This window comes from Pedobacter sp. BG31 (assembly GCF_042464845.1).
Lineage (GTDB): Bacteria > Bacteroidota > Bacteroidia > Sphingobacteriales > Sphingobacteriaceae > Pedobacter > Pedobacter suwonensis.
In genome coordinates this window covers 427,099-442,851 of record NZ_JBHNZK010000002.1, presented here as the reverse complement: position 1 = coordinate 442,851, position 15,753 = coordinate 427,099, and the positions used below count along the sequence as shown (strand labels likewise).

14 protein-coding genes are annotated in these 15,753 nt (G+C 38.5%); 2 read left to right on the top strand and 12 right to left on the bottom strand.

Annotated elements, in window-relative coordinates; genetic code table 11:
* Positions 1–34: 34 nt before the first annotated feature.
* The 5 genes from ACFE6N_RS05065 to ACFE6N_RS05045 form a co-directional block, all read right to left on the bottom strand.
* The gene (locus tag ACFE6N_RS05065) at positions 35–1,054 is read right to left on the bottom strand and encodes a FecR family protein (RefSeq protein WP_378934427.1); all 1,020 of its coding nucleotides are present in this window, start codon (positions 1,052–1,054) and stop codon (positions 35–37) included.
* Positions 1,055–1,204: 150 nt separating this feature from the next.
* Positions 1,205–1,816, bottom strand: a complete 612-nt coding sequence (locus ACFE6N_RS05060; protein ID WP_378934425.1) for an RNA polymerase sigma factor — start codon at positions 1,814–1,816, stop codon at positions 1,205–1,207.
* A gap of 371 nt (positions 1,817–2,187) precedes the next feature.
* A complete protein-coding gene (locus tag ACFE6N_RS05055) occupies positions 2,188–2,457 on the bottom strand; it encodes a hypothetical protein (protein ID WP_378934423.1) in 270 nt (89 codons plus the stop codon).
* A 21-nt stretch (positions 2,458–2,478) separates the two neighbouring features.
* On the bottom strand, positions 2,479–2,619 hold the full coding sequence (locus tag ACFE6N_RS05050; RefSeq protein WP_378934421.1) for a hypothetical protein: 141 nt from the start codon (positions 2,617–2,619) through the stop codon (positions 2,479–2,481).
* A gap of 205 nt (positions 2,620–2,824) precedes the next feature.
* Positions 2,825–4,894, bottom strand: coding sequence for an NPCBM/NEW2 domain-containing protein (locus tag ACFE6N_RS05045; RefSeq protein WP_378934419.1), 2,070 nt, complete (start codon positions 4,892–4,894; stop codon positions 2,825–2,827).
* 305 nt (positions 4,895–5,199) lie between these two features.
* Here ACFE6N_RS05045 and ACFE6N_RS05040 point away from each other — a divergent pair, with 305 nt between their 5' ends.
* The gene (locus tag ACFE6N_RS05040; protein ID WP_378934417.1) at positions 5,200–6,279 is read left to right on the top strand and encodes an AI-2E family transporter; all 1,080 of its coding nucleotides are present in this window, start codon (positions 5,200–5,202) and stop codon (positions 6,277–6,279) included.
* Positions 6,280–6,475: 196 nt separating this feature from the next.
* Here the strand turns inward: ACFE6N_RS05040 and ACFE6N_RS05035 are convergent, their stop codons facing one another.
* The 4 genes from ACFE6N_RS05035 to ACFE6N_RS05020 form a co-directional block, all read right to left on the bottom strand.
* Complete coding sequence (locus ACFE6N_RS05035) at positions 6,476–8,824, bottom strand: prolyl oligopeptidase family serine peptidase (RefSeq protein ID WP_378934415.1); 2,349 nt, start codon at positions 8,822–8,824, stop codon at positions 6,476–6,478.
* Between the two features lie 197 nt (positions 8,825–9,021).
* Positions 9,022–9,792, bottom strand: coding sequence for a hypothetical protein (locus ACFE6N_RS05030; RefSeq protein ID WP_378934413.1), 771 nt, complete (start codon positions 9,790–9,792; stop codon positions 9,022–9,024).
* A 2-nt stretch (positions 9,793–9,794) separates the two neighbouring features.
* The gene (locus ACFE6N_RS05025) at positions 9,795–10,334 is read right to left on the bottom strand and encodes a hypothetical protein (RefSeq protein WP_378934411.1); all 540 of its coding nucleotides are present in this window, start codon (positions 10,332–10,334) and stop codon (positions 9,795–9,797) included.
* A gap of 62 nt (positions 10,335–10,396) precedes the next feature.
* A complete protein-coding gene (locus tag ACFE6N_RS05020) occupies positions 10,397–11,341 on the bottom strand; it encodes an XAC2610-related protein (protein WP_378934409.1) in 945 nt (314 codons plus the stop codon).
* Between the two features lie 698 nt (positions 11,342–12,039).
* On the opposite strand from ACFE6N_RS05020, the gene ACFE6N_RS05015 reads away from it, so the two are divergent.
* Positions 12,040–12,765, top strand: a complete 726-nt coding sequence (locus ACFE6N_RS05015; protein WP_378934407.1) for a DUF6624 domain-containing protein — start codon at positions 12,040–12,042, stop codon at positions 12,763–12,765.
* A gap of 341 nt (positions 12,766–13,106) precedes the next feature.
* Here ACFE6N_RS05015 and bla read toward each other — a convergent pair whose 3' ends face one another.
* From bla to ACFE6N_RS05000, 3 genes are read right to left on the bottom strand one after another with little or no spacing between them, the layout of a single operon-like run.
* Entirely contained in the window at positions 13,107–14,012 is a 906-nt protein-coding gene (bla, locus tag ACFE6N_RS05010; RefSeq protein WP_378934405.1) for a class A beta-lactamase, subclass A2, read from the bottom strand.
* Positions 14,013–14,041: 29 nt separating this feature from the next.
* Entirely contained in the window at positions 14,042–14,542 is a 501-nt protein-coding gene (locus ACFE6N_RS05005) for a hypothetical protein (RefSeq protein WP_378934403.1), read from the bottom strand.
* A gap of 11 nt (positions 14,543–14,553) precedes the next feature.
* Entirely contained in the window at positions 14,554–15,669 is a 1,116-nt protein-coding gene (locus ACFE6N_RS05000; protein ID WP_378934401.1) for an acyltransferase family protein, read from the bottom strand.
* Positions 15,670–15,753 lie beyond the last annotated feature (84 nt).

The following is a 15,753-nucleotide window of genomic DNA, read 5'->3' as shown; positions in this document are numbered from 1 at the left end:
AGTTTGGTTGTTTGTTGATAATATGGGCCTGCATCTATCTGCGTTTGAGATAAATAACCTTGCCTTGTTTTTGGATATTTACATTTAAAATATGGCTCAGGGTAAAGAGCAAGCCCTCTTCGCTTTTGATCGAAATGCTGCCATCAATCTTTTTCTCACCAAGTGACGGATCATCCAGAATCACCCGGTACCCATAAACATCTTCGAAATTCCGCAGGATTTCGTTAACCGTGGTTTGGTTAACGATTAAGCGACCATCTGTCCAGGCTGATTGCTGTAGCGAACCTCGTTTTTCTACCGTTAGCAAACCGTTGCGACTATTTACCTGTACCACATTGCCAGGAAACATCTGGTAATGCTGTCCGGTTTTTACAGCCCGTACCCGCACACTACCTTCAACCAGGGCAACATGAGCCATACCGCGTCTTTCCTTTATATTAAACGTGGTACCTAAAACCTGCACTTCTATAGTCCTGGTTTCTGCCTTAAATAATTCGCCGGCTTTGATATGAGCGGCGTTATGATTGAGGTGTTTGACTTTGAAATAGGCTTCACCCTCCAGTTTAACTGCCCTGTTTTCTTTCCAGGCAAAAGCCCGTGGATAACTCAAGGTAGAGTTGGCATTTAAAATCACCTCAGAACCATCTGGCAGCGCAATCTTTTTTTGTTCGCCAAAAGCCGTATGAATACTCACGGTAGAATTCAGGAACCAGCCGATAAATAATACCACGATTAAACTGGCGGCCAGCCCTCCTGCCCAAAAGTATTTTTGCCTGCTGATTTTTATTTTTCTGTGTCCCTTTGCGATAGACTGATGAATGGCTGCTAACAGGTTTTCTTCTAAATGGAGAGAAGTTTTAAAAGGCTTTGGACTGAGCATTAGTTGCAACTGCAATTCGGCATCCGAAAATGCGGCAAGGTTTTGTGGTTGTGCCTTCTGCCAGTTTTCCCAGAAAAGCCTATCTTCTGGCAGCTGATATTTTACATAACGCAGAAAATCGGGATCTTCTAAAAAATCGCTTGTTGTAAAGGTAGTATAGTTGTGTTTGGTCATAAAACAGTGTGACCAATGATGGCCATACGATTATACAAACAAGAAAGAAAAGGAAATTACCCCATGGAAATTAAATTATTTTAAAAATATTTTCCATTGTTAAAAAATGGCCTGACAGCACTATAAATAAAGGCCATTTGATTACTTCACTTAGATATGCCATTTATGGAGCTTGTTTAATTCCAGTAATAACAATACCAATGAGGTCTTATCTACTTTCATAATCTCGCGCAAGGCATCTAATGCCCTTGCACTAAGTTTGTAGGTACCTTTGGCAGTCAGATCCATAATTTCTGCAATCTGGCTATAATCCAGTTCTTCAAAATATTTGAGGTAAATAATTTCTTTTTGCCTGGGTGTTAGCTGATTCATGGCTGCTGCCAGTTGTACAGCCTTTTGGTTTATTTCTTCTTTGCGGATATAGGCAGATTCAAGGGTAAAATTTAAATCAAAAAGATATTCGTCGCTTGCTTCCACTTTCTCGTATTTCGATTCCTTTGTCCGGTGGTTAACGATGGTATTACGAAGGGCAGCGAGCAGATAATAGCGGATCTGCGTTGTTGGATTGAGTGTTTTTCGGTTTTCCCAAAGTTTAACGAAAAGGTTGTGCAGGCAATCTTTCACCTCATCTTCCTGATGGAGCATGCGCATTCCATATTGGTATAATGACTGAAAATGTACCTTATAGATTTGATCCAGGGCATCTTCCTCGCCATTAAGTAAGCGGGACCAAAGGGCAGTATCCGAAAGTTCAGGATTCAAGTTTGACTGTTGATAACCAAAGATACAACTCCTTTGTAAAAAAGGAATTTAACAGGACATTTCTTTTTTGGCGAGTGTAACTCCCAGAAACAACGGACTCATTATTTATTCAGCACTTCACACTGTTAAAAGCCAGTTGATGATTTAAGTTATTATCCACACAATAAGCATTTAAAATTTACGCTCAACTTTACCTTATGCATAATCGTAAATAGCATCTACGTTTATTTACTTAAATCCAGACTCAATGAACTTTTACGTATGAGTTTTAAGGCGTATTTTTTATCTTTAACAAAATAGCAGTCATAGTATAGCCACTTGAAACTACGTTGGGTGATGTTTATCAAAGGCTTATTTATATTTTAATGTTGCTATTCCACATTGCCTTTATAGACTACCTGATCTTTAAGGTAGAGAATTGATTTCTTCGCATCATAACGGTAAGTGCCATTTCCATAAATCAAATCTCCGGTTTTATTTAAAAGTACGGAGTGCTGATCATCATCTGGCAGAAACAACTCTACTTTAGCCTGGTCATCACTCATCAGCACAAAAGCGCTGATCACCTCCCTGTACTTTTCAACGGCTACCGGATTTAATCGAAATCCAACATTGAAAATTTGTATACAGTCATTTTTCAATTTGCTCCAGGTATATCCGGCTTAGCCTATACATCCATGCCCGTCCTGATCAGCTCCAACATTTACTGTATCTTGCTTACCTTTCTGTTCCGATTTGCCGGCTCGTTCTCCACAGGCTGAGAACAATATCATTCCAATGGCTACTATCGCTAATCTGTTCATATCAATTATTTTAGATTCCTGACATAAACAATAAATATGCCATCTAAAATCTTATTTCCTTAAGAAACTGCGATTATAGGCAAGATCGCAACCGCAGCAGCACCAATAATAACTCATGAATGGAGTTAATTTTCAGTGTAAACAGATGCCAAACAAAATGAGAAATTGTTTTAATTACGTTTGGCATCTGATAGAGCGCCAGATTTTATTTTAAAGCTGAGAACTTGTACAATAATACCCCATGTGCCGGCACTTTTAGCTTTATCTTTGAAGTGTTAGCATCTCCTGTAGCTATTTGCTGCTGTCTCCATAGATCTCTTACGCTAAAACGACCTTTTAACCCCAATTTTTTAAAATCTGCATAATCCATATCTACAGGCGCTGTTCCGAAATTGCAGAAACCAACAGCCTTTCCTCCGTCTTCCAGCTCTTTAACGTAAATCCTTAAATCGCCAATAGTTTGCAAACAAACGCCCTGTTTCCCAAGCGGATCCTGATTAATCTCAATTACCTCGTCATTGGTAAGCAGGTTTAGGGTGAAATCATCCAGTTTTTCCATATCACATCCTATCAATAAAGGCGCTGCAAACATGCTCCATAAGCTGATGTGTAAATATTGTTCATCTGGTTTTAACTTGCTTGGGTGAGGATTTCCCCAACCAACCTGGCCCACTACCAGCATATCAGGATCGTTCCAGTTGCCTGGTTTGGCGTAATGGGCCGCCTGATCTTGTGCCAGCGCGATACTTTTTACGCTAGACCAGGTGTCGGTAATATCGTTAGTCGTTCTCCAGGCGCTTCCATGTACCGAATCGCCCCATTTCCAAACATCAGACATGCCGTACTGGCATAAACTAAAAACAATATCCCTCGGCTGCGCACGTAAATAATCTCCCATCATTTGAAATGGTTTTACAGCGGTATTTAATTTTTCGCCACCTTTATAAGATAGTGATGAAACTTTATACGGGTCATTATCCGGCAAACCATCAATTACGTTACCATAGCTGCACCAGTCATACTTTAGGTAATCAAAACCCCATTTAGCATAGCTTTTGGCATCGTTTTTTTCATAACCGTAACTACCGGCACAGCCTCCGCAAGTCCATGGTCCGGGACTAGAATACAAACCGATTTTCAACCCCAGATGATGTACATAATCAGCAAGACCTTTCATGTCCGGAAATCTTTTGTTGGTTATGATATTTCCTGCCTCATCGCGGAATTTACCCTGTAAATCAGGGTCTTTTGAATCGCGGCTGTTTTGCCAAAAGTCGTCAATGTTGATGTAAGTCCAGCCGTGATTAATCAACCCACTCTTTACCATAGCATCAGCAGCACGTTTTATTTTATCTGCAGATACCTCATGGGCAAAACAGTTCCAGCTGTTCCAGCCCATTGGAGGCGTTAAGGCAATGCGATCGCCACATACTATTTTGAATTTTCGTTCGGCCGTACCCCTGGCATTTTTCGCCTTTAAGGTAACCAGATAGGTTCCCGCTTGCGTAATTTTACCGGTAATAAGACCAGTTTTGTTGTCGATTTTCAATCCTTTAGGCAAATTCAAAGCGGTAAAAGTCAAAGGTCTTTCACCGGTTGCCGTAACCCGATGCTGGAACGGGGATCCGGGCCGCACACCAAATACTTTTGCTCCGGTAAATTTGGGAAAAGCTGCTGGTTTTGGCGTTAGTATATAAGGGGTAGAAGAAATTGGATTATACGTTTTGAAGGTGTTTACCCCTATCGCCTCAAACTTAGCATCTGCCCAGTTTACATGATCGTAATAATCGCCATTACCTCCATCTGTAACCATAAGTTCTAATTTGTTTATCCCTTCCAGGTTAACCTGACATGATTTAGCTTCCTCCCCTACTTTCATTATACCACTGTTCCAAAGTTGCTTACCGTCGCCCATAAGCACAAATTCGGCTGCTGGTTGTTGTCCTTTCACTTCATCATCAATGCCCACCATGGCAGAAAAGGATTTTGCTTTTCCATCTAGAATAACCGTTAACAGGCTGGTTGCATGGCTTCCGAAACCTCTTTCGAAGGTTTTGCCTGCTATACTCATTGTTCTGCCATCAACTGTTTTGTTTTTTCTGGGGGTTCCATATCCCTGGGTAGCACTGCTTAAGTCTAACTCATCTAACCACACGGTTTTAGTAGGAGATTGAGCAATGGCCAAAAAACTTAACATGACAAAGCTGATGCTTAGCATTAGGTGTTTTATTAATTTCATGATGATTTCGAAATAGGTTTGTTTATCAGTGTGCAATAAATATTTGGTTTAAGCATTAATGTAATGCCTATGGTAAAAATCTAACTACCTTAACAACAAATTTAGTTGGGCGAGGTATAGCAATAGGGTACACTTGTATGGTTAACTTACAATAATGTTAAATAACGGGGTTATCCATCAGCGCTGCACACCGGTATTTTATTTTCAGGCATATCATATTCGGTTTGTGGTTTGAATCAGCAAATGTAACATTTACTTTGTGAACAGAGTATTTGAATTGGCGGCATAAACTTTACAGCTGCAGTCAAACATTTTTGTATTAAACAGGGTTAGTTTGATACATGAACATTAAATCAAATAACGGAATCTTTAGGACGGTTACTTCAATTATCCTCTACACGGCCGGACTTATCATTCTGCTCTGGTTTCTATTAAAAATTCTAAGCATTGTGCTTCTGGGTATTTTTGCTATCGTTTTAGGCCTAATCATTAATGCTCCGGTAAGCCGGCTTGAAAAAAAAGGGATGAAGCGCTGGCTGGCGAGTTTGATTGTATTTTTTATCATTTTTGGGATTACGGCATTGCTTGGCTGGATGGTGGTTCCACACATGAGCGATCAGCTGGATGTTTTGATCGGTAACCTGCCAAAGTATTACGCCAGCGTATCGGGTTACCTGGATTCATTGTTACGCAAATTTCCTGAACTGAGGAAAGAAATGAGTGAGGGAGGCTCGTCCATTTCTTCAGCTATACCTTCTATTGGCAACACCGTAATGGGAATTGGAAACTTTTCGTTTTCAATTCTGGGAGGTATTTTTGTATTCATTGTATTTGTTTGCATGGTTGTGTTTTTTGTAGGAAATCCCAAACCGATCATCGAGCTTTATCTAACTGTATTTCCGGTAAAACAAAGGGAAAAAGCAGAAAATGCAATAAAACACACTTCGGTGATGCTGGTGGGCTGGATGAAATCCAATCTCATTGGCGGCGCTATTGAGGCGGTATTGGTATATGGTTTTCTAACCTTAATGAACGTTCCGGGTGCATTGGTATGGGCTGCACTGGCTTTCTTTTCTGAACTTGTCCCAAAAATCGGATTTTATATCATGGCGATTCCCCCTACCTTGGTTGCACTCTCCGTGAGCCCGGCAACCGCACTTTGGTGCCTGGTATTCTTTTTATTATTGAATGAACTGATTTCAGATTTTTTGATGCCGAAACTTCGCTCCTCAACCATGAATATCCACCCAATGTCATCGCTGTTTCTGTTATTGGCCATGGGTACAGCGTTTGGACTAACTGGCGCGCTGCTATCCACACCGCTTGCTGCCATCATCAAAGCATATTATGAAGAATTTTATCTGCGACAGTTTCCGGAAGATCCACAACTGGATCAACGGACTAATGATATCGTTTACTGATAACCTGAGTTTTGGCATATACTATACGAACTGCCTTGATGGTAAGGAATACCTGTTACGCAGGAAAACTTAGCCAATGGGCACCGGTACTCATCTGCCCTTAATAAAAAAATGTGCCGCTAAATCTAATGGAAGATTGATGCGGCACATTTTTTTTGTGGATTGAATAACTTCTGGTCAGATATTTTACCAAAAATTATTGAACCATATTCACATCAAAGCCTTTCCAGTTTTTTAAATGATCCACGAAATAATTACTGATTAAATTTCTATAATAATCGCCACTTACTTCATGAGCGATACCTGGCAGAATCATTAAGTCAAATCTTTTATTGTTTTTAATCAGGGCGTTGGCCAAACGTATGGTATTTGCAGGATGTACATTATTGTCCATATCGCCGGTTACCAATAAAATTCTACCTTTTAAATTTTTAGCCAGTTCTATGGTAGTTGGTGCACTGCTGCTAAAAGAAGCATGCAATTTACCTGATGAGTCTACGGTAGCAGGTTTAGTTTGCTCAACTCCCTGATAGGTTTCTGTCCAGAATTTTCCGTAGATGTTATTATCGTGATTACCAGATGACGACACCCCGACTTTGAAAAAATCAGGATAAGTTAGCATTGCCGCTGCTGTCATAAATCCTCCTCCCGAATGCCCGTAAATGCCCACCCGGTCTAGATCCATATAGGGAAAACTTTCAGCCAACTGTTCTACTACATACTTGCAATCTGCTAATGCATAATCACGTAAATTGCCGTGTCCAAAAGTATAAAAATCCCGTCCGCGAAGCGGCGATGAGCCCCTATAACCAAATTGCAGTACAATAAAGCCCAGATCGGCAAGTTTTGCATTGTTGCTCGGCGTAATATTAAAACCTTGTGGTATGCCATCAACCTGAGGTCCGGGATATACATTACAAATCACGGGGTATTTTTGAAGAGGATCAAAATCAGCTGGTGTATAGATGATCCCATATAAATCTGTAATATGATCAGCCGCCTTAACTTTTCGCAGTATCGGCATGTTTAAACCGTAGTCTGTTAAAGTACGATGATCCAACATTGGAATGACCGTCCGCACTTTTCCATTCATATCCCTTATTTCACATTTGGGTAAACTGTCTACAGCCGAATAGCTGTCGATGATAAATTTTTTATCCAGGGACGGCATAATGGAATGATCACCCTGCCCCGGTGTTAATTCAACAAAGCCAGAACCATCCAGGTTCACTTTGTAGAATTTTTTATGATAGGGATTATTTGCAGATTTGTAGCCAAAGCCTTCCAAAATCATATAACGCGCCTTAGTATTCACATCTACAATATTGCCGGCAACAAAATCACCTTTGGTAATGGCATTCTTCAGCTTACCTGTATGGTCATACAAATAGTAAGCACCTTTACCTGTGCGTTCAGACCACCATATCACCTCTTTACCATCATTAATCACCATATAAGTCTGCAGTTGATCGTTTAGAATTGGTTTTCCAACTTCAGTGATCAGTACGGTAGTCTTGAAGGTATATGGATCTACCCTACAAAGTTGTATGGTATCTACCGTACGGCTCTCCCGCGTAAAATAGATTCCCCCAGATTGCTGGTTTTGATTCATTTTCACTTCCTGATCAGGAAAACGATCAATATTTATTTTTTGCATTTTAGCGCTATCCGCATTCAATAGCCATAACTCATACTGCGTTACATTCTCATCGCCAGGCAATTCGTATTTATAATCTACCCGAACGGGTGCATACATGGCTAAACTATTGATCAAAGTCAGATCTCTCACTTTGCGCTGATCCGACCGTAAGGCAAAGCCGATATGTGTATCTCCTAGCCATTCCCCCAGCCATGGTCCGCGTTGACCTCTGTTATGGTTAGAGACGGTTTTTCTTGCGAATGAATAATTTGGATCTCCGTCGTAGGTCAATTGAACCACCGAATCCTTTCCCAAAGCACCTGATTTTTTTAAGAAGAGATTATGGTTGTTAGCGTAAACGCCGTATGCCCCATCTTTTGTATAAAATGTCCAGATATCTTTACGAGGTACTGCTTTGACAGGAAAAGGCTTGCTGGCGGATTTACCTGGATCAACCTTGCCAAAAATGCCTTTTTTTAAATCATACTGCAGCGCAACACCTTGTACGTTGCATAATAAGATAGCTGGATCTGTTGGCGAAACACCCTGGATACTGAAATCTACCTTCGTAGGGTGTACGGATTGTGACAGGTAAGCGGATGTAAGTTCAACAAGTTCATTGCCGTCAAACAATCGTATACTTTTGCTATGATCAGGATCGGCAATATAATAGGTTTTTAATCCGGCGGCATTACTGGTATTATAGAGTATTAAGTCGCTGTTAAATATCCACGAAGGCTGGATCAGCGCCGCTGAAATCACGCTGCGTACTGAATCTCTTTGTGAGCCGGTTAACACTTTTTTGCCTTTATTGATTGTTGCAGATTGCTGTTGGGCTAGTGCAGTAGAAAACACCAAAGCTAAAATTGACGCCAGACCAATTTTGCCGGCGGATAATGATATCATACTTATAGGATTTATTTTAGCTACTGAAATTTGAAAGTTCACGTAGCTACCGAACAAAGAGCAAGTATAGAAAAATAGTTGTATTCTGGCAATTAGCCTTGCTATGATTTAGAACAGTTAAAATCAAATTGTTTTTTCTTCATATAAGCGTTCAGCTTTTTTTGCGTAAAAAAAGTTTTAGCGCGAATCAGCTGAGTCTATTTTACCCTCTTCAAATGAATATACTTCAAATCGCATTCACCAATTTTCACATACCTGTTCATCGCATTGCCAGTGTTTTGAATAACAATTTCACCATCACTTAACAAACCCTGAACAACGGTCGGTAGTTGTTCATCTCCAGAAAAAGTTTCTTCATTGTTATTTTTGGTCACATCGCCACTGTCTTCATCCCATTCAATACCGTGAAAATCGATATAAACTAACTTTTCATCCAGGCTTCTACTGAAGGTAATTTTGCCATTTAAATTTCTTGTAGAACTATAAAAATGGTAGCGATATTGCCCCTTACTTTTGGAGATGGTCACACTCAAAGCACATTGATCTTGTTCATCTACCTGGTAATTGCCAATAAGATTGTGGGGCAACGACGGGATAGTTTTATTGGTTGGGGTTAACCGTATGGGATATGCTTTTTTCGAAGATAAACTTTCCCATTTGCCATTAAAACCATCCTTTGTGAACTTGCCGGTAATTTTTGCTCTTTTTACGTTTAGGTAATCAAGCTCGTAAATAGCAGCAATACCATTACTCACTTCCCCTGCAAGCCTGATTTCTGCGCCGATGTTCTCGTAATAGTAAAAACCGCTCAGCTTTCCTTTGGTATTTTTTAAGCTGAAAACGACACCAATTTTACGCCCGAATTTACCAGTGAAGTTCCCGTTAAAGCTTTGTAAATTAGTTGCGGATACAATATCTGCAAAAACAATAAAACCTAGAAACAACAGGCAGGAAAAATGATTTTTCATGTTTAATTCCTTTTTTCAAATTCCACCCAATCTTTAAGCATGTAGACAGATGCAGGTTTAATATCAGACTCCTTAATCAAATGTACTTCTACAAAAGCGCCGGTTTTATTAATATATTTAATTTTGGTGTTATGCATGGCTCCAGACGAATAGTAAGCACCAAACTTACATCTGTAAGGATTATTTTTTACGTCAGAAGTAAAAACAGAGAATAAGATCATCTTTCTGGAGTTGGTATCTGGTTTTTCGTAACCAAAAATTCGATAATCTGCCCTAATATTTTCATAAACATTGAGCGAGCTGTCGCTGAGGTTGATCATTGCCTTTTGAAAAAACGCCTCATTCATTTGGGTGTCTTTGTAATTTCTAATGGTATCTTTTTTTTCTGTTTTTTTAGCGGGGATGCGATCTTGTTTAACCACAGCTATGCCATCCTTTTTAGTTTTTAAAGTATCTGTTGTTGTATTTACGATCTCCGTAGTTGGCCTATTTCGGCAACCCAGAAATGTAACTATTATTAATGCGGTTATGATACCTTTCATTCTGTTTAAGCTATTTTTTATGCTTTATCCATCAGGCTGTATAGATTGACAATGCTCCGTATTTATCCTCTTTTTTTATAATCCCTCACTTTCACCGACCTGCCATTTTCGATTTTGTATTCCTCGTAGTGCGTATAAATATCGTTTTCATAAACACGTTCTGCTTTCTGTAATAAGAGTTTTCCGTTTTGCCAGCGATAATACATCTTTCCTTCATTCCCGTTACCGTCTGCATCATATTTATAAATTTGTTTTTTAAATGAATCAAAAAATACGACACCCAAATCATCTAAAGTTTTGTTTTTAATAAAGCTTTTACGTGTTACATCATATACGAAATATACATAGCCATAATCTCCTTTTATTCTATCCGGATAAAAAACAGGCAATTTTATATCCAGATAACCATCGAAATTTACATCTTCCAGTTCCACCTTATCTTTAACTAAATCATATTTATCAAAATCATGAAGTATCCATCCGGAATTTTTATTGGCATTAATTTTTAGGGAGAGCAAGGTGGAATAGCCCACCGAATTTTCAGTCATCGAATCCTCGTCAGGCTTCGTCTTCAACATGATAAAATCGAAGCTAAGTGGATTAAAAGCCTGCAAATTTTCGCGACACTGAAACTTGATGTCCAGCGTTTTTTCTCTATTCGGTTTTTCGCCCCAGCTACCCGCTAAGGCTTTTTGCAAGATATAAGCCATTTTGAAATAACCTGTAGTTTCATTTTTTTTTGATTTAGCGTTATATGCACTTTCTTTGAGGAACATTTTGTCATCTTTTAAAGTGCCCTCCAGATAGAGCTTGCTACCGTAGCCATTTTTGATATAGTAGTATTCACCAAAAATGCTGTCATTATAGTTGTTTAAACTCAGTTTCATTTCTATTGGGTATTTGCCAATATTACCTGTAAAATTTAGATTAGCAGTTAACTTTGCTTTTTGTGCATTGGCCTGACCAAAAATCATTGCCAGTATCACTATAAGTATTGTTTTCGTCATACTATTTATAGTCTTTATTATTTTTTCCTGGTCGCCTGCTCTGCCAGATGATTGCTACGGCAACAAGAGGTAAGATGAAAATTTAAATTATTTTATAGCGCTGTATCTCCTGCGCCCTGGAAATAAAAGTATAAAAATAATATGATATCGGATATTAGCCTGGAAAGACAGTTTACAAGGACAGAAGAATTAGCCAGACACCTGGTTGAGTATTTAAATGATGACTTAAGCCAATAATTAAAATTACCCTGATCGATTTACTCAATGCAACGAACTATTCTTTTTTGTGTCTTATAACCTAAACTAGGTCTAAAAGATTACCTTTTTCTGATCATTTTGTTTTATTATGCGCAGGATGGCAATCTTAAATGCACTACTAAACTTATCAAGGTTCAGCTTCAATTTTAAATTTAAAGACAAACATGATAAAAAAAATAATTTCCGTTTTAATACTTCTGTTAACATTCAGCACAAGCAGCAACGCACAGGAATTAAAATATTTTGCAAATATTGATTCCGCGATGAAGTTTTACCACGATAAAAGATACCATGAGGCCGGGCAAGCTTTTGACCAGGCATTAAAAGAATTTAATGGAAATACCACACAGACAAATTTATACAATGCGGCATGCGCATGGAGCTTGGCAGGAAATAACGATAAGGCTTTTCTTTATCTGCAAAATATTCTTAACAATAAAATGATCAAAAGCTGGGATGATCCCGTTGACTTTTATAATATGTTAATTAAGGACACCGATTTTGAGCCAATTAAAGTCGACCCTAGGTGGACAAGTTCATTAAATGAGGCAAAGAATAAAAAAAATACTTTTTTAAATGGCATTAAGCGGGATATTGCCGACAGGATAAGGAAAATTGGAGCTGCAGACCAGTCAATTAGATTTAAACTGGATTCGGTTAGAAAGGTTGACGGATTGAACGCTACAGCCGAGAAAAAACTTATTTTGGTAATGAAAAAACAGGATTCAACTAATTTTCGCGCATTTGAAACGATTATTAAACAATATGGATGGCTCGGGCCCACTGAGGTAGGGTATAAAAACAATCAGTATCTATTTCTTATTTTGCAACATGCTGACCTTGATGCTCAGAAAAAATATCTACCACTGTTCAAAAAAGGCCTTAAGGATGGAAAGGTATTGCCAAAAGATTTTGCTTATTTAGAAGACAGGATAAATATGAGAGTAGGAAAAATGCAACAATATGGATCACAGACATTAATAGATAAAGTAAGCAAAAAATATATCCTCTATCCTATAGCTGATATCGATAATGTGGACGAAAGAAGGGCTAAGGTGGGATTGGAATCTTTAAAGTCTTACATGAAATCATCTTTCAATATAGATTTCGACATAAATCAATATAAAAAAGAACTTCCTGAGCTAAAAAAAATGTATTTAAAGTAACTTTTGTTCGTGACAGTAACGATTGAAGCGTAAAGCCCGCTTACCAACTTAGGGATGGTTTATTTAAAAGATAAAAATCAATGAAGACTTACTAAGCATGAACTTCCAAAATAAAAAGCGGTCAACCGAAGATGAATTTATAAAAAATACCGATTTTATTTTCTTAGATTCTGCTATGTCCCCTTGCGCATGGTTTTCAATCCCGACAGTTGGTAGAGTTTAATTTTTAGCTTTAATGATATCTGTCTTTATGATGATGTTGTTGTAGAAGAAAGTTCCATTTAGGTTACAATTACCTCAATGTATCTTAATTAAGCAGAAATATTAAATTAGGTCTGACCTTATAACGATCTATTACCATTAAAATATTCCCAGGCTTCTTTGTTAATATCAGCAATTATTTTCTCATTTGTTGCTTCATTTTCTGTCGATTCTGTTACGAAGACACTTATGAAATAGTATGATCCATTTGGCAAAAATACGATCCCGATATCATTTACTGCTGCAGTTATACCTTGCTTATTTGTGCCCGACGAACCTGTTTTATGGGCTATAAGGGTATTCTTAGGGAGCAATCCGCTCAATCGATGCGCTCCTGTTTTGGTTTCGCGCATCACTTTCCAAATGAAGTGATGGCTTTTCTTTGAAAGGAGATTGTTTTTATTCATGTAAAAAAGTTCCAGGATGTCATTAGCTGCTTTGGGCGTGGTCCAGTTTTTAAATTGCGAATTCCAGTTGCCCTGTTGCTCCTCTTCATTTATTTTTATGGATGCATCATGGATGCCGATGCTGTCACAGTACTTTTCAACAAATTCCGGACCTCCAATCATCCTCAGTAAAATATCACAACCTACATTATCACTTTGTGAAACGGTGTATGCTAAAATTTCTGATAATGGTAATATTACACCATTTGGATATCGATCACGAATAGGACTATATAAATCCGGTAAAAGGTCTTTCTTACTGATTTTTATTTTTTGATTCAAACTGAACTTTCCTTTATCTACCTGAGATAGTACCGCCAGAGCAATATGGAATTTGAATACACTTTGTAAGGGGAAATGTTCATTTCCATTAATGGATAGGGTATCCCTTTCATTTGGCCCTTTAATGGCAATTCCTACTTTGGCATGCTTTGAAGCGATAATCTGTTGTATCTTAGCATTAAGGACATGGCTTTGCGCAAAAACCTGATAGCAGGTGGTAAACAGCAAAAAAAGGCTAAGTTTGAAGGAATTCTTCATTTTTGTATCTTATTAATCATTATTATTTGCTAACGCGAATTTATGGGGAAAAATTTTGCGTTTTCGTAAGAATAAATAATGCTTACAATTTTCCATTTTCCGTCTGCTTTGATAAGGTGCCAGTATTCGCTTCCCCAATTGGTGATAATATTTTCTTCCCGGAATGAGTAATCGAAACTCACACTGGCAATCACATCATCATTAACGATCCTGATCTTATCAAATTTTTCTTCCTTGCGGCCTTTTTCCATGATGTAGTGGAAAAAATTTTGATATGTGTCTTTGAAGTAATTTTTGCGGTTCGAAGGATTAATCTCCAGACGTTTTTGCTGAGATCTGTTTTTCACAACACCAATCCAGACTACCGGGTTTTCATGGAACAGACTGTTAAAAGTAGCTGAATCTTTTTTAATGATGCTTTCTTTGAATTGCCAGACCACATGCTGGATTTCTTTTTTCTCCTTAGTGAAGTGCTGAGCTACAGCCAAATGAGACATCAGGATGAAGATGCTTAAACTAATTGTTTTCATAAATTAATTGTTTAGTAGTCGCGATTAAACATATTAAGGACTTTATTTTTGATGTTTGCAGATGGTTTTTCTATACAGTGGCGATAAACTAGGCCGGCAAGAATACAGCAGGCAAAACAGATCAGCAATCCAGTTGAATAGGATGCCGGAATTTTAATTCTTTCAAGAAACAATTGTACAAGATGGATAACAATTTTATGCGACAAATAAATTGCGTAAGACAAGGCTGCCAATTGCGTAGTAATCATGTTGGATTTCTTACTTAGGAAAGAAGTGTCCGAAATAGCTCCTGTTACCAGTATTCCGTAACTTAAAGCTACCAGTGTAAATCCGAAGAGAGAGGCCTGCTGCGAATAGGCGTCTCTGCAGAACCACAGCGAAAATGTAACGGCTGTTATGCCGGTAAAGACCAGTAGATTCCCATTTCGATTAATCATCGCTTTGAATGTTGACGACTGAAACAGCACCCCAATCAGCACGCCAATTACCAGCCCGTCCAACCTGGTATGTGTAGGGTAATAGATATGCATATACCAGTCTTTCCAGAAACCGGGCGTTTCCAGTTTCGGGAGAACATATTCATTCCATGAAAAAACGCGCAGAAAAAAAGTAGAGATCAGCAGCAAAACAATTATGATTTTCAGATATTTCATTTGCTTCAATCTGATCAAAAACAGCAGCAAAACCGGTAGCGCCAGGTAAAATTGTTCTTCAATGCACAATGACCAGGCGTGAGAAAAGGTTCCCTGGTTAATCACATCCAAACCGAAATTCTGAGTAAAAGAAAGAAATTTCCACAGGGGTGGCAAAGCTTCCCTTTCCCTAAATACCGGAAAACAAAAATACAGTAACAGTGTGAACAAATATGGTGGAATGATCCTGAAAAACCGTTTGGTAAAGAAGGTTTTTAGCCGAATGGTCTGGTGTTCGCTAATTTCCCGGAAGAGCTGATTGGAAATTAAAAAACCACTTAATACAAAAAACAAATCAACTCCTGTCCATCCGATCCAACCGATAGTATCTACCCAGGCGGGATGCTTAAACATTCCATAATGATACAGGAATACCAGCAGGATCGCAACCGCCCGTAAATGATCTAACCCAACGAATTTTTCTTTTTCCATCATTTTTTTCTGCAATAATCTTACTATTTACCATGGGTATCAAACGACGAATGCAGAAAGACCGCTTCTGCCTGCATACAACATTAT